Origin of the sequence: Thermococcus litoralis DSM 5473 (genome assembly GCF_000246985.2) — an archaeon.
In the GTDB taxonomy this organism is placed as follows: Archaea; Methanobacteriota_B; Thermococci; order Thermococcales; family Thermococcaceae; genus Thermococcus_A; species Thermococcus_A litoralis.
Window position 1 is genome coordinate 890,380 of record NC_022084.1, and the last position, 14,885, is coordinate 905,264.

Below are 14,885 nucleotides of genomic sequence, written 5' to 3' on the forward strand. Positions count from 1 at the left end.
TTTTAATTTCTCTCTTCTATTGAGAAGTTGTCATGACTGAGAGTTTAAAATTGAAGTTGCTTAAAAACGCGGGCTGGCTCTTTAGTGCTGAAGTTATTTCGAAGCTCCTAGCTTATGGTGTGATAGTTATTTTGAGCAGAACTCTCGGCCCAGAAGGGCTTGGTCAGTACTCGTTCATATTTTACTATGTGGGACTTTTGGGGATTTTTTCGGACTTGGGAGTCAGCTACTATCTTATGCGGGAGGTTGCGAGGGATAGAAGCAAGGCTGATAAGCTTCTTCCAGATGTGTTGGGGCTTAAGATTGTGCTTGCGTTGGTTAATTTTGTTGTTATAGTTGTTTTAACTCTCTTCCTCCCAAAACCAAGGTGGATTAAAGCCCTTATACTACTGGTCGGGGCTGAGGCTGTGCTTACTTGGGTCTCCTATGTGTTTGTAAACCTTATGTATGCTCATGAAGTGACAAAGTATGAGGCCATAGCAAGAACAGTCGAGAGGCTTTGGGCGTTTTTTGTTGGAGGGGCCGTTCTTTACTTGTACAGATCTCTCTCACCTTTTATACTTGCACTTCTCATTGGCTACATAATTAGAGAGCTCTTAAGGATGAAATGGGGAGTTAGATATGTCAAAAACATCAACATTTGGTTTAATCCCCAGATATGGCTCTCTATCTTGAAAAAATCGTACCCTTTCTGGCTAATTGGGCTTTTCACGCTTATCTATTACCGTACGGACATGGTGATGCTGAGCTTAATGAGGGGGGATTACGAGACCGGAATCTATAGAGCGGCATATACCTTGATTGAAGTTTCCCTATTTGTCCCAAGTATTGTTGTCTCAACAACGATGCCCTCAATAGCGAGGCTGTGGGAGCAAGATATGAAAACGCTGAGTGCTCTCTTTAAGAGGAGCCTTCAAATGCTGACGGTGGTGGGTGTTTTTGGCTTATCAGGGTATTTTGTCTTTGCTCGCTTGGGTATCATTATTGTGTTTGGTGAGGATTTCCTAGCGAGTGTTCCAGTGCTTAGAATTCTCTCTTTTGCTATACCTTTTATGTTTTTGAATTCTCTTTTTGGGAGTTTTTTAAATGCAACTGGAAAAGAGTTGATTTTTACCAAAATAACAGGGGTAACGGCTTTATTAAACGTTCTGCTCAATTATATCCTTATTTTGAATTATGGAGCAGAAGGCGCAGCGATAGCAACATTATGCACACAAGGACTCGCACTTATTCTCTCAGCTCTGTCTGTAAAAAATACTTTTAAACAAACAACGTTCAAATAAATGGGGTGATTCAAAATGAGGGTTTCCGTTATTGGTTCTGGTTATGTTGGTCTTGTTACTGGAATGGGCTTTGTCAAGATTGGGAATAAAGTCGTTTTCGTTGACGTGGATGAAAGAAAAATCCAAATGATCAACAATGCCAAGCCTCCAATTTACGAGGAGGGCCTCGAAGAATTAATGAAAAAATTCAAGGACAAATACTATGCAACCAAAAACTACAGAGAAGCAATCCTAAACTCTGATGCCACGTTTATCTGTGTAGGTACTCCATCAAGAGAAGACGGATCAATTGACTTAACTTATATTAAAGAAGCTTCAAAAGAAATTGGTAAAGCTTTGAAAGAGAAGGAGGATTACCATGTTGTTATAGTTAAAAGCACTGTCCTCCCAGAAACCACCGAAAAAGTCGTAAAACCAAACATCGAAAAGTACTCAGGAAAAAAAGCCTTTGAAGACTTCGGCCTTGCAATGAACCCAGAGTTTTTAAGAGAAGGAGTAGCATTAAGAGACTTCCTGAACCCTGATAGGATAGTCATTGGAGTTAAGGATGAGAAAACCAAAGAAGTTTTGGAGAAGCTTTACGAGCCAATTGACGCGCCAAAACTTATTGTTGACATTAAGACTGCTGAAATGATCAAATACGCCTCAAACGCTTTCCTAGCAACAAAAATCAGCTTTGCCAACGAAATAGGAAACATTTGTAAAAAACTTGGAATAGATTCTTGGAAAGTTTTTGAAGGAGTTGGCCTGGATCATAGGATAAGCCCCTACTTCTTCAGGACTGGGATTGGCTGGGGTGGCTCATGCTTTCCAAAAGACGTCAGAGCCTTAATTAGGAAGGCGGAAGAACTGGGAGAGGATCCAATAATTCTCAAGGCTGTCATGGAAGTTAATGAAAGACAACCCCTAAAGATGATTGAGCTCTTGAAGAAGCACGTTCCAGAGTTAAAAGGAAAAACTGTCGGAGTGCTCGGCTTAGCATTCAAGCCAAACACTGATGATGTAAGAGAAACTAGGGCTTACATTATAATTAAGAAACTCTTGGAAGAAGGAGCACACGTTATAGCCTATGATCCAAAGGCCATGGAGAATTTCAAGCGCTTTTATCCGGATGTGGGAGAGAAGATAGAGTACGCTGGTTCAGCTGAAGAAGTTCTTGAAAAGTCTGGTGTTATTTTGATAGTTACAGAGTGGGACGAGTTCGAAAAGCTAGATTATTCTGGAAAAATTGTTATTGATGGAAGGAGAATTTGGGCTGCCGAGAAAACTGCAAGAATTTATGAGGGGGTATGCTGGTGAGGGTAAGGAAAGCAGTCATTCCAGCCGCAGGTCTTGGGACAAGAATGTTACCACTGACTAAAGCACAACCAAAAGAAATGCTTCCAGTAGTAAGAAAGCCAACTATTCAATATGTTGTTGAAGAGGCTTATGAGGCTGGGATACGAGAAGTTTTGATAATAACGGGAAAACACAAAAGAGCAATCGAAGATCACTTCGATAGATATGGCCATGACGTGAAAAATCCACATCTTGACAAATTGGATGAAATTCTTGATGATATAAATATTTATTATGCTAGACAGAGAGTACAAAGGGGATTAGGAGATGCTATCAAATATGCGGAAGCATTTGTTAGCGATGAACCCTTCGCTCTCCTTCTGGGGGATACCATTACAGTTCCCTCATGCACAGCTGAACTCATAAAAGCCTATGAAAACATCAATGCGCCTTTAATAGCCGTTGAAGAAGTGCCCTGGGAGAATGTTTCGCTCTATGGAATCGTGAGTAGGGCAGAGGATGGGGAAATATTCAAGATAAAGCATCTCGTGGAAAAGCCGGATGCAAAAAGTGCTCCCTCGAACCTCGCCATATTGGGGCGGTATATCTTAACTCCCCAAATTTTTGAGTATCTTGAGATAGTTAAGCCAGATAGAAAAGGAGAAATTCAGTTGACAGATGCGCTCGAGCTCATGATTGAAGATGGAATTGACATTTATGGGTATATGTTTGAGGGCAGGCGTTATGACATTGGCAACATTTTTGACTGGCTACGGGCAAATATCGAGTTGGGATTAGAGGATGAAGAAATCGGGGAAAAGCTAAGAGAACTTATGAAATCTTTATTGGGGGAAAGAATATGATGGACTTGATAAGGTCAGATGTAAGAGACATTGTAAGAGCATTAGATAGGGCTGATTTTAAGGGTAAGATTGCCCTAGTTACTGGTGGTGCTGGGTTTTTGGGTTCTTGGCTTTGCGATGTTTTAATTGAGCTTGGGGCAAGAGTTTATTGTGTTGATAACTTTGCAAGTGGTCGTTGGGAAAACATCTCTCATCTAGCTAGTGAGGAGAATTTCGTATTTATAGAGCACGATGTTTCGAAACCCTTGGAGATTAAGGAAAAGTTAGATTATATTTTTCACTTCGCCTCAAGGGCATCACCCTTTGAGTTTGAGCACTATCCCCTAGAGATAATAGACGCAAACACCCTTGGGACCAGGAACATGCTCGAGTTAGCTAGGAAAAACGATGCCCGCTTTATCTTTGCCTCAACGAGCGAAATTTATGGTCAGCCTGATGTTGTTCCAACTCCTGAAACATACTGGGGTTACGTGAACCCAATTGGCATTAGGAGTTGCTACGATGAGTCGAAGAGGCTCGGAGAAACCATCACTATGGCGTATCATAGACAATATGGAGTTGACGTTAGAATAGTTAGAATATTCAACACTTATGGGCCGAGAATGAGGGCTGATGGAGTTTATGGTAGGGTAGTCCCAAGGTTTATAAGCCAAGCCTTAAATAGGGAGCCAATTACGGTTTTTGGAGATGGAAGCCAGACGAGAAGCTTCTGCTATGTTACTGATCTTATAACGGGAGTGTTGAAGTTTGCCGTTTTGGAGAATGGTAATGGGGAAGTTGTGAATTTAGGGAATCCTAGGGAGGTTAGTATTCTTGAGCTTGCTCATATTATAAAGAAGCTTACTAATTCTGATTCGCCGATAGAATTCCACCCACTGCCACCGGATGATCCCCCAAGAAGATGCCCAGATATTAGCAAAGCACAAAAACTGCTAAACTGGAAACCAAAGGTCGAACTCGAAGAAGGGCTCAAAAAGACAATAGAGTGGTATAAGGGGGAAATTTAGTTGTCTGAAGTTATTTATACAATAGGAACGGTTCTTTTCGGAGGAGGGATAGGGGATACCGCATACTATGAAGTGGAAGGATTGTATCGAAATGGAGCCTTAAGGTATGCAATAGCTTATGATTATAAGCAGAATAAGGTTCCAAGCTCGAAAATCAAAAGACTAAAATACTTAAAGTATCTAGACATGCCTCTTGGTTTTACAAGAGCAAGAATATTTCCAGTATTGCCTCAGTATGAGGTTATGAATAATTTGTTTGACAGTATTGCATCCCGCTATGTAGATGGGGCTGAAGTGTTTTACGGATGGATGAATATGAGTCTAAATCAAATTAAAAGAGCTAAAAAGTTAGGGATTAAGACAATTGTGGAGTGTGCTTCTTCCTATCCTCTCTATCAGCTAAAGATATTGGAGGAGGAGTATCGAAAATGGAACATTCCCTTTAAGATTAGAAGCCAAAAAATTTATCTGAAAGCCCTAAAAGAAATCAAAGAGGCGGATTTTATAAAAATCCCTTCGGATTTTGTTCAAGAGACTTTCATAAAGAACGGGATCCCAGAAGAGAAGCTTATTAAGATACCTTTTGGTGTGGATTTAGAAAAGTTTCAACCTAAAGATAATTATAACAATGAGATTTTTAGAGCAGTATTCGTTGGCACTGTTAGCATAAGAAAAGGTGTTCCTTATCTTTTAAAAGCTTGGAGTGAGCTTAATTTAAAAGATGCTCAACTATATGTAGTTGGAGCGATTTCTCCAGATGTTAAAATGATTATTGCGAAGTACAGCAAACTCAAAAGTATTATATTTACTGGTAGGGTTAAGGATATTGTCCCCATACTTAGAGAGTCTGATGTGTTTGTATTCCCATCTATCGAGGAAGGATCTGCATTAGTGACTTACGAAGCTATGGCTTCTGGGTTGCCAAGCGTAGTTACATATAATAGTGGTTCAATAGTACGAGATGAAAAGGATGGATTTGTGATACCGATTAGAGATGTCAAAAGCCTAAAAGACAGAATTCAATATTTCTATGATAACCCGTCTGAGGTCAAGAGAATGGGAAAAAACGCCAGAAAACATGTGGAAGAGTATACTTGGTACAATTATGGGGAGAATTTATATAATGAACTTAAAAGGTTTGGCCTGCTCTAAATAATCTATTACGGGGGGTTTAGATGAAGACGTATGTTTCAATTGCAGTTCCAACTTATAACCGCAAGAAAAAGTTACAGCAATGTTTAAAGGCTCTTGTAAATCAAAATTACCCCAAGGAAAGATATGAGATAATTGTAGTAGATGACGGTTCAACAGACGGAACTTACGAGTTTCTTCAAGAGAAAAGAAAAGAAATCCAAAACCTAAGAATATTAAGGCAACAAAATAAAGGACCTGCTGCGGCTAGAAACCTTGGGATTAAAAATGCCCGAGGAGAAATAATATTCTTTGTTGATGATGATGTAATTGTTCCTAATAATTGGATTAGAGAGTTCTTGAATGTTTTTAGCAAATATCCTGAAGTTGTGGCGGTAAGTGGTTATGTAGAAGCCCCTGAAGAAATTCTCAAAAAGAATATCTTCGCAAGGTATGAGGCTTATATGTCCAGGCTTGCTTACAATATGCCAAGAACCATTTATATTGGAAGTTTTGAAACTTTTGGAGGAGCAACTTGTAACGTTGCATATAAAAGGGAAGTTCTTGAGGAGGTGGGTGGATTTGATGAAACATTTCCAGTAGCTGCTGGGGAAGATGCCGATTTAAAACTCAGAATAGCTCTAAAAGGTTACAAATTTGCATTTATTCCACTAAAGGCTATTCACATCCAAGACTACACTCTTAAAGGATTTTGGAAGCAGCAAGTTAATAGGGGAATAGGAAATTACTATTTTAGAAAAAAGTGGCAGTCATTTTTTAACAAAGACGAACTGAAAAATATTAGAGCGGCGCCTAACTACAACATCCCCCTCATGATATTAAAAGATGGGAAACTATTAATGCTTGCTTTGTTTTTAATTGCAGTAATTGCAAACAGATATGGGCAAATAAAGGCAAGGAAGATTCTTAAAATGGAGGAAGAGAAATGAGAAGTATTGGAGTTGTATACGGGTTGCCCGAGAAGTATGCAACTTCTATCCGACTAAAGAAATTACTGGGCGATATAAAAGACAAAAATATCAGAACACGTCAAATTATTCCAATTGAATGGGAAGGCTCAATTGTTAAGAAAATCTCTATAATCCTCAGGAACATAATGACTGTATTAGATCCAAGATTTGAGGTTGATATTCTTTATGTCTCTGCTCCCTTAATAGCAAGTTCAATCCCAGGGATTATTGCAAAATTATTAAAGAAAACCCCATTAGTAGTGGACTGGGATGATGCATTTGTGGATTTTAGAAAGAATAAACCCAGATCCTGGGAAATTTCATTCTGGGAATATTTAGCCATAAAACTTGCAGATAAAGTCGTCGTTGTAAGCCCAGAGCTCAAGAAGATAGCTCTTCATCTAGGGAAAAATAGGGGTAATGTGATCTATGTTCCAAACGGTGTAGATATGCAAATTTCTGAGCAAAAGTATGACGAAGAAAGAGAAAAGATGAGAAAAAAGTTAGGAATTCGGGATGATGAAATAGTCGTTGGATTTGTTGGTAGAATAAGCAGGAGAAAAAACACCTTTGTTGGAAAAGAGTTAGTTGACTGTGCTGAACAGTTAAAAACATCGAACATGCTTGAATACTTCAGATTTCTAATTATTGGGTTTGGAGAGGGCTTTGAAACATTAAAGAGATATGCAGAAGAAAAAGGGGTATCTAATAAGTTCATATTTACTGGGTATGTTGAGCACTCAGAGATTCCTTTTTATATTAGTGCTATGGATATCTGCGTAGTTCCAGTAGGTAAAAAATTTACAGATACTGTTAGGAGCTCGTTCAAATTGAAAGAATTCATTGCAATGGGCAAACCTGTAATTACCGTAAACTATGGGTCATTCAGCTATGAGACGAGAAATGGGAAATTTGCTGTTCTCATTGATGATAATTCAGAGCTTCCAAACGCGCTCCTAACTCTCGATGCAAAAACTCTACGAAAGAAAGCCGTTTCTGGAAGAAAATTTGTTAGGACTTATTATAGTTGGGAATATTTGAAAGATAAGCTAGTAGAGTTCCTCAATACTTAGATAAAATATCCTCATACACTTTAAAAATTTGCTTTGCTATGTTCTTCCAATCAAACTGCTCAGCATATTTTCTTATTTTTTCTCTATTCCATTCTTTGTTTAGGGCTGTTAAAATTTTTTCTGCTAAATCTTGTGGATTTGCTGGCTCACATAGTAATCCGTAATCTTCGGAAGTTATTATCTCTGGGACTCCACCGACCTTGGTACCAACAAAAGGTAATCCAACACCCAAGGCCTCAAACATAACAGTGGGATTGCCCTCACTTAAGCTTGGTAGAACAAACAGATCAGCCGCATTCATCCATAATGCTAATTTATCATCTGGAATTGGTCCAAGAAGTTTTACATGTTCTTGTAAATTAAGTTTTCGTATTTGTTTTTGAAGTTTTTTCTTTAATGGACCATCACCACCTATAAAACATAGAATGTCATTTCTTTGTTTAATTATGATCTTCATTGCTTCAATTAAATATTGAAATCCTTTTCGTTCGATAAGGTTTCCCAGACTAAAAATAATTTTTAAATCTGTAGGAATTCCTAATTCTTTTCGAGCTTTTTCTTTCGGAAATGTAACAAGTCTATCAGAACTAAATCCATTAGGAATTGAATAAACGTTTTGATTAAATTGTTTTAACAATATAGCATCCTTTTTGTTCACTCTAATCAAAGCATCTGCGTTTCTCCAACTCCAGTATATCTTTCTATTATTAGACTTATACTCCCGTAGGAACCATTCTTGATTCTCATGAACTGTTATAATAATCGGTACTTTAAATTTTTTTGAAATCTTTACACTAGAATATCCACTCGGCCATGTGAAATGAGCATGAACAATCTTAAATTTCAGATTCTCTCTTTTTATTACCTTTAGAATAGCCTTGTAATAATTCTCCCCAAGTCTTCTTCTAAAGTACCCTATGGGAAAGTGAATAAACCTAGGATAATATACGTAAACGTTCTCGTAGGAATAATTTTTAAGAAACATTTTATATCCATAGGGCCAGGGACTTATAACATACACATTATCAAAATAATCCTTCAGAAATTTTATCTGTTCTTTTACAAATACTCCTTGATAGTAGGAACCATCTTCATTTGGGAATATGTTTGTGATAACTAGGAGGTTGTTTTCGTCCATACAATTCTTTATTCCGTGATTGCCTTTATAAACTTCTCTCCGTATTTGTTGGAATAATCAATTATTTTTGTTTTTAATTTCTCATGCTTAGCGGTCTGGGGAGCATTCTTTATTGCTTCTGCGAAATACTTGCTTTGAGGGGGTACAGATGTTCCGTATCCTATCCAGTGAATAAGCTCAGGAATGGCACCTTTATCACTTCCAACAACGTAACAACCATTGACCGCTCCCTCTATGATAACCCTCCCAAAGGGCTCGTACCACAGAGAGGGCACGAGAAGAATGTCAGAGGCTTTGTAGTAGTGTCTTAGTATCTCCATTGGTTGGTACCCCACATAGAGGACGTTTTTTAAGGGAGATTTAGTAAACATCTTTCTTAGGGGTCCATCCCCTACAACAACAAACAAATGCCCAGGTACCTCTTTTGCTATCTTTGGTATTAAATGGGCTCCTTTGAGCTCTGTAAGGGTTCCAACGAATAAAACAATTGTCTTATCTTCTGGAAGGTTTAAATATTGTCGAGCCTCCTCTTTTGAAATATTGGGAACTATTTCTGGACTTATTGGATTGTAAAGCACAGAGATTTTTTTGGTAGGGACATTTAGCCTTTTCACGAACTCCATTTTTACAAAATTGCTAATTGCAAGCATCTTATCAAATTTCCCTAGCACGTTTTTTCTTTTGTTTATTTCGTGCACTAGAGTTGAACCAAGTATGTAGTTTGCTCCCATACACTGCTGTATGTTTGTTAAACTGCATCCTTCGCATAGTTTTCCGTTATTATCTAATCCTCGATTCCAACAGAGTAGTGCAAAATCCCTCAAATGTGCAACTTTTATGTCAGCATCTTGGATTTTTGAAAGGGCTAAAATTGATTCTAAGTTATTTGCATGGATAACGTCAAAGTCTTCCGTCTGGAGGAGTTCTTTTACGACATTCATAATTTCAAAAGAGGAGAACTTGATATATCCGTTTAATTGGAAGTAGTATGAACTTTTTTTTCGCAAATAAATTTCAGAAGAGATCTTGCGCAACTGTTTCTTAAATAAAAAGTACCGCCAGGATTTAAATCTTATTACTCTCAAATTTTTAGAAATCTCAGTTTCGGTTTTGTACTTAGTATAGTTGGGAGTAATAACAGTTACTTCGTGCCCTAACTGAGCTAGCTTGTTTACTAAAATTTTTAGGCTAATTTCGGCCCCACCCATATGTATTGGGGGGTAATACTCAGTGACAAATAGAATTTTCATATATATGCCCCCAGGCCCTGTTCTTGATCACTCCTACCTTTTTTAGGTATTTTGGGTTGGCAATAAGTGGATCTATATTAAAATTTGGCTCATCAATACTTAGACATAAGTGCTTGATCTCTTTTGGTATTTCAGCATCTTCAAGAATTATTACAGGCTTTTTCCTAGCAATTGCTTCAACTATGGGCAAACCCCATCCTTCATACTTCGAGGGATGGATATACACATCAAGCATGTCGTAAAACTCAACTATCTTATCGTCTGGCACGAATCCCAGGAGAACTATTCTCTTGTCTTTCTCTACTAATTTTTGTATTTTTTTAAAGAGATGCCCAGTTCCAGCCAAGTAAAGTCGAGCATTTGGATTTTTGTACTCCATAAACAGCTTGATCAAAAGTTCATGCCTCTTGTATTCCTCCATTCTTGAAATGTATCCAATATTAAAAGTTTTGCATCTTTTCCCGCTAATGGAAGTTTTTAAGAATCTATCATCAATGGGCTGGTAGACTACCTTAATCTTATTCTCATCAATGCCTCCAAATCTAATCATGTCGAGTTTTGTTAAATGAGAGACAGCAAAGATTTTGTCGTAGAACCTAGCTGAAAACAATCCTAATCCAACTAAGAACCGCTCCAAAATTTTTCTGAATCCCCTCCCTCTGTATTTTAGGGGGATTAAATCGTGAACTGTAAGGTATTTTTTTGACCTTGGCTTTATGAACGGTAAAAGTATACCCTCTATAATTCCAATTGCGTGGTAGACGTCTGCATCTGTTTTTAATAGGAAGATTGGAACATCAAAAAGAAGCCATTTAAAGTATGATAACTTTTCCTTGGGAGATATTATAACATCTATTCCCTTGGCTTCCAACTTCTTGATTAAATTTCTTCCATAAACACCGATTCCTCCTGCCTTCGAGTCTAAATTCCTTGCCAGAATAACATACCTCATCCTACCCACCTGTAATACCCTTCCAGCTTTTTTACAATTTCACTCCAGTCGTATTTGCTCGCCATTGTCATGGCTGGTTTTTTCATTCTCTCTCTTTTTTCTAACGCAATTAAAATCTTTTCTGCAAAGTCCTTTTCATCAGCTCTTGCAATAAATCCGTTTTTCCCTTCTAGTATGAGCTCCTTAGAGGCGTTCATCTCGTAATCAACAGTAACTACGGGTAAGCCACTTGCATTGGCCTCAACAACAACAATCCCAAATCCTTCTCGAAGAGACGGAAACGCAAACACTTTGGATGCCTTTATCAATGCTATAACATCTTCATATCTGCTTAAAAACCCAAAGAATTTTACGTTATTCTGAAGATTAAGTTTAAAAGATAGTTTTTCTAGATATTCCCTTTCGGGGCCATCTCCCACTACAACAGCTTTAATATCCGGGATTTCCTGTTTTATTACGGTGAGGGCTTTTAGGAGTAAAGGAACATTTTTCTCCTTAACTAGCCTTCCAACGAAGATTATGTCTGAGGTATAGCTGGAAGGCTTTATCTCTTGAATCTTTTCAAAGTCTATCCCATTGGGAACCACGTAAATATTCTTTCTGAGACCTGCTTTGTGGAGATCTTTTTTTGTTTTTAGAGATACTGCTATGTGATTGTCAGTTAAAACAAATAATCCTCTTTCAATGATTTTTCCGAAAAAACCTGCCTTTCCAAGATATTTTAGCCAATAACTTCCCCAGAACTCGTGCCACGTGATTACTAAGTTTGAATTACTAACCCTAGAAGCATAGCAGGGGAAATACGGAGCCGCCTGGCAGTCAACAACATCAAAACGCTCTTTGCTTAAGAGGGGTAACAGCTTTACCGAGTGCAGGAGAGGAGGTATTATTGCCCGTCTTCCAGAAGAATAAACCTGTTTGGGTTTGATAGTTCCATGGTAAATTATGCCCTCCCCCTTAAGTATATCCTCCCCATTCCAGTGTTTGTATCCATATACATGAACTTCATGCCTTTTAACCAAACGCTTAGCTATTTCGTAGATTCTCTTCTCGACTCCCCCTTTGACCCATGGATAGATTACATCGTAGACAAACGCGATTTTCAAGGTTTCCCCCATGACTACCGAAAATTTATAACTCTTCGGCTTTATTAAAATTTGGTGTCTCAAATGGCTCAAAAGTATTTCGTTCATCCAACCGCTGTTGTTGAGGAAGGAGCAGAGATTGGAGAAGGAACAAGAATATGGCACTTCGCTCACGTAAGGAAAGGAGCGAAAATAGGTAGGAACTGCAACATTGGAAAAGACGTCTACATTGATGTTGGTGTTGAGATCGGCAACAATGTGAAAATCCAAAACGGAGTAAGCGTTTACAGGGGAGTTAAAGTTGAGGATGACGTTTTCCTCGGCCCACACATGACGTTTACGAATGATCTCTACCCAAGGGCATTCAACGAAGATTGGGAGGTCGTGCCAACATTAGTTAAGAAAGGAGCAAGCATAGGAGCCCATGCAACGATTGTTTGCGGAGTTACAATTGGGGAATATGCGATGATTGGAGCTGGAGCCGTTGTTACAAAAGACGTGCCGCCCTTTGGGCTAGTTTTTGGAAACCCGGCAAGGCTAAGAGGGTTTGTCTGCTACTGCGGGAGACCCTTGAGGGAGAAAATTGGCGAGGATGAAGAGGGTGTCATCTTTAAGTGCTCTCACTGCGGGAAAGAAGTTAAAATCAGAAGAGAGGATTACGAAAGATACCTAAGGGAAAAAGATTTGTGAGAGTGCAAAATATGAGAGGAAACAAAAGTCCGGAAATCTCAAGCAAAGAGTTACTAAAAATGCTTGGAGATAATTTCAAGAAACGCATAGAGGAGACTCCCTTGGAAAAGTATGAGGAATATTACAAAAGGCTTAAAGTCGCTGAAATGAAAAGGACTCTTATGATATCCAAAGCTATTAAGGAGGAACAACTATGATACCAATCGCCAAGCCCTTAATCGGAGATGAGGAGATTAAAGCGGTCATCGAGGTTTTGAAGAGTGGAATGCTTGCCCATGGAAAAGAAGTTGGAGCCTTTGAGAAAGAATTTGCCGAGTACTTAGGGGCTAAGTATGGGATAGCAGTTGTCAACGGTACTGCCGCCTTGGATGTCGCTCTCAAAGCCCTCAAAATAGGCTCTAGTGATGAAGTAATAACAACACCTTTCACTTTTATAGCCTCTGCAAATGCGGTTCTCTTCCAGGGAGCAAAGCCCGTCTTTGCGGACATTGATCCAAAAACATTCAACCTCGACCCAAACGAGGTTCTTGAGAAGATTACCAACAAAACAAAAGCGATAATAGTCGTCCACCTCTACGGCCAGCCTGCGGATATGGAGGCCTTCAAAGAAATAGCTGAGGATCATAGGCTTTACCTCATTGAGGACTGCGCACAGGCTCATGGAGCGGAATTCAAGGGTCAAAAGGTGGGAACCTTTGGAGACATCGCTGCTTTCAGCTTCTATCCAACTAAGAATATGACCACCGGTGAGGGTGGAATGGTAGTAACTAACGATGATGAACTAGCCAAAAGGGCAGATTTGATTAGAAACCACGGGCAGGCAGAAAAATACCTCCACGTTGAGCTCGGCTACAACCTGAGAATGACCAATATTGCAGCTGCAATTGGAAGAGTTCAGCTCAAAAAGCTCGATGAGTGGAACGAAAAGAGGAGAAAAAACGCCAAGCTTTTAAGCGAGGGGATAAGCAAGATAGACAGCTTAACTCCACCCTACGTTGATAGTAGAGTTAAACACGTCTTCCACCAATATGTGATTAGAGTTGAGGATGAGTTCCCGCTGAGCAGGGATGAGCTCATGGCAAAGCTGAGGGAGAAGGGCATTGGAACAGCCATCCACTATCCAATTCCAGTTCATCATCAGCCCCTCTATCAAAGGCTTGGCTATCCAAAGGACATCTGCCCCAACGCCATAGAAGCTTCAAAGAGAGTACTAAGCCTTCCAGTGCATCCAGCTGTGAATAATGAGGACATAGAGTACATAATCAAAACCCTTAAGGAGATATCCGAACAATAGATTAACGGGAGGTCATTTATGTTCAAGAAGAAAGAGTATGAACGCTGGATTGCAGAAGCCAAAAGAACCCTTGCCTCTGCATACTCTGATTTGAAAGAAGGTTATTATGAGTGGGCAAGTTTTAAAGCTCAACAGGCAGCAGAATTAGCGGCAAAAGCGATTTTAAGAGGATTAGGCTTTGCCCCCATTGGCCACTCAATAACAAGGCTCCTAAGAGAGCTGTCTGAAAACAACATAAAAGTTCCCAAAGAGATTTTGTATTTTGCAATGGAGCTGGACAGGAACTACATAGCACCGAGGTATCCTGATGCGTATCCAGAAGGTTCTCCATTTGAATATTATTCGGAAGATATCGCCGAAGAACTTATTGAATATGCGGAAAAGATAATCAGATTTATCGAGGGAGTTGCAGATGAACTTCAAGCAACTTAAAGAATTTGTAAACAGGATTGTTGAGCACTTGAACGGAGAAGCCACTGTGATCCTCTTTGGGTCCTACGCGAGGGGAGATTATAATAGGGCGAGTGATTTTGACATTGTCGTTATCTCCAACAGGCTAGAGAAAAATCCCCTAAAGAGGACAAAAGAGCTGTATGCTCTAAACAAGGATTTTCTACCAGTGGACATAATAGCTTATACAAGAGAAGAGTTCTTGAGAGCCTTGGAAAACCTCTCCCCAACAGCACTTGACGCAGTTTCTTATGGAAAAGTTCTCCACGATGATGGATTTTATAGAATCGCAAAGAAGAAGTTTGAAGAGCTTAAAAAGAAAGGCCTGAAGAAGGGAAAGTACTGGATGATGATTAGCCCATAATAGATGAAAAGAAATCCACATTTGTGTCGGGGGCTAATCCCATTTCTCAAACTCTC

The 14,885-nt window shown here is 39.2% G+C and carries 16 protein-coding genes; 12 read left to right on the plus strand and 4 right to left on the minus strand.

The window, feature by feature from the left end; genetic code table 11:
• Nucleotides 1–32: 32 nt before the first annotated feature.
• The 7 genes from OCC_RS04825 to OCC_RS04855 are packed head-to-tail and all read left to right on the plus strand — an operon-like array spanning nt 33 to nt 7,606.
• Nucleotides 33–1,283: a flippase gene (locus tag OCC_RS04825; RefSeq protein WP_004067332.1), complete on the plus strand. Its 1,251-nt coding sequence runs from the start codon at nt 33–35 to the stop codon at nt 1,281–1,283.
• 15 nt (nt 1,284–1,298) lie between these two features.
• Complete coding sequence (locus OCC_RS04830; protein ID WP_004067331.1) at nt 1,299–2,582, plus strand: UDP-glucose dehydrogenase family protein; 1,284 nt, start codon at nt 1,299–1,301, stop codon at nt 2,580–2,582.
• The gene (locus OCC_RS04835) at nt 2,579–3,424 is read left to right on the plus strand and encodes a UTP--glucose-1-phosphate uridylyltransferase (RefSeq protein ID WP_004067330.1); all 846 of its coding nucleotides are present in this window, start codon (nt 2,579–2,581) and stop codon (nt 3,422–3,424) included. The genes OCC_RS04830 and OCC_RS04835 overlap by 4 nt, the downstream gene beginning before the upstream one ends.
• Entirely contained in the window at nt 3,421–4,431 is a 1,011-nt protein-coding gene (locus OCC_RS04840; RefSeq protein WP_004067329.1) for a UDP-glucuronic acid decarboxylase family protein, read from the plus strand. The genes OCC_RS04835 and OCC_RS04840 overlap by 4 nt, the downstream gene beginning before the upstream one ends.
• Nucleotides 4,432–5,583 (plus strand): glycosyltransferase family 4 protein, encoded by a 1,152-nt coding sequence (locus OCC_RS04845; protein WP_004067328.1) that lies wholly within the window; start codon nt 4,432–4,434, stop codon nt 5,581–5,583. It abuts the gene before it with no gap.
• A gap of 23 nt (nt 5,584–5,606) precedes the next feature.
• A complete protein-coding gene (locus tag OCC_RS04850; protein ID WP_004067327.1) occupies nt 5,607–6,512 on the plus strand; it encodes a glycosyltransferase in 906 nt (301 codons plus the stop codon).
• The gene (locus OCC_RS04855; RefSeq protein ID WP_004067326.1) at nt 6,509–7,606 is read left to right on the plus strand and encodes a glycosyltransferase; all 1,098 of its coding nucleotides are present in this window, start codon (nt 6,509–6,511) and stop codon (nt 7,604–7,606) included. Before OCC_RS04850 ends, OCC_RS04855 begins: the two co-directional genes overlap by 4 nt.
• On the opposite strand, the gene OCC_RS04860 is transcribed toward OCC_RS04855, so the two are convergent.
• The 4 genes from OCC_RS04860 to OCC_RS04875 are packed head-to-tail and all read right to left on the minus strand — an operon-like array spanning nt 7,596 to nt 12,052.
• On the minus strand, nt 7,596–8,744 hold the full coding sequence (locus OCC_RS04860; protein ID WP_004067325.1) for a glycosyltransferase family 4 protein: 1,149 nt from the start codon (nt 8,742–8,744) through the stop codon (nt 7,596–7,598). The genes OCC_RS04855 and OCC_RS04860 overlap by 11 nt on opposite strands.
• Before the next feature lie 8 nt (nt 8,745–8,752).
• Nucleotides 8,753–9,994 carry a glycosyltransferase gene (locus OCC_RS04865; RefSeq protein WP_004067324.1) on the minus strand — a complete coding sequence of 414 codons (1,242 nt, stop codon included), beginning with the start codon at nt 9,992–9,994 and terminating at the stop codon, nt 8,753–8,755.
• The gene (locus OCC_RS04870) at nt 9,972–10,946 is read right to left on the minus strand and encodes a glycosyltransferase (protein ID WP_004067323.1); all 975 of its coding nucleotides are present in this window, start codon (nt 10,944–10,946) and stop codon (nt 9,972–9,974) included. Before OCC_RS04870 ends, OCC_RS04865 begins: the two co-directional genes overlap by 23 nt.
• Nucleotides 10,943–12,052: a glycosyltransferase family 4 protein gene (locus tag OCC_RS04875; protein ID WP_004067322.1), complete on the minus strand. Its 1,110-nt coding sequence runs from the start codon at nt 12,050–12,052 to the stop codon at nt 10,943–10,945. Before OCC_RS04875 ends, OCC_RS04870 begins: the two co-directional genes overlap by 4 nt.
• Nucleotides 12,053–12,115: 63 nt before the next feature.
• Between OCC_RS04875 and OCC_RS04880 the strand changes: the two genes are divergently transcribed.
• From OCC_RS04880 to OCC_RS04900, 5 genes are read left to right on the plus strand one after another with little or no spacing between them, the layout of a single operon-like run.
• On the plus strand, nt 12,116–12,721 hold the full coding sequence (locus tag OCC_RS04880) for an acyltransferase (RefSeq protein ID WP_004067321.1): 606 nt from the start codon (nt 12,116–12,118) through the stop codon (nt 12,719–12,721).
• Nucleotides 12,722–12,732: 11 nt separating this feature from the next.
• Complete coding sequence (locus tag OCC_RS04885) at nt 12,733–12,918, plus strand: hypothetical protein (RefSeq protein WP_004067320.1); 186 nt, start codon at nt 12,733–12,735, stop codon at nt 12,916–12,918.
• The gene (locus tag OCC_RS04890) at nt 12,915–14,015 is read left to right on the plus strand and encodes a DegT/DnrJ/EryC1/StrS family aminotransferase (RefSeq protein ID WP_004067319.1); all 1,101 of its coding nucleotides are present in this window, start codon (nt 12,915–12,917) and stop codon (nt 14,013–14,015) included. The genes OCC_RS04885 and OCC_RS04890 overlap by 4 nt, the downstream gene beginning before the upstream one ends.
• An 18-nt stretch (nt 14,016–14,033) precedes the next feature.
• Nucleotides 14,034–14,447 carry a HEPN domain-containing protein gene (locus OCC_RS04895; protein ID WP_004067318.1) on the plus strand — a complete coding sequence of 138 codons (414 nt, stop codon included), beginning with the start codon at nt 14,034–14,036 and terminating at the stop codon, nt 14,445–14,447.
• On the plus strand, nt 14,428–14,829 hold the full coding sequence (locus OCC_RS04900) for a nucleotidyltransferase domain-containing protein (RefSeq protein ID WP_004067317.1): 402 nt from the start codon (nt 14,428–14,430) through the stop codon (nt 14,827–14,829). Before OCC_RS04895 ends, OCC_RS04900 begins: the two co-directional genes overlap by 20 nt.
• Nucleotides 14,830–14,885: the final 56 nt, after the last annotated feature.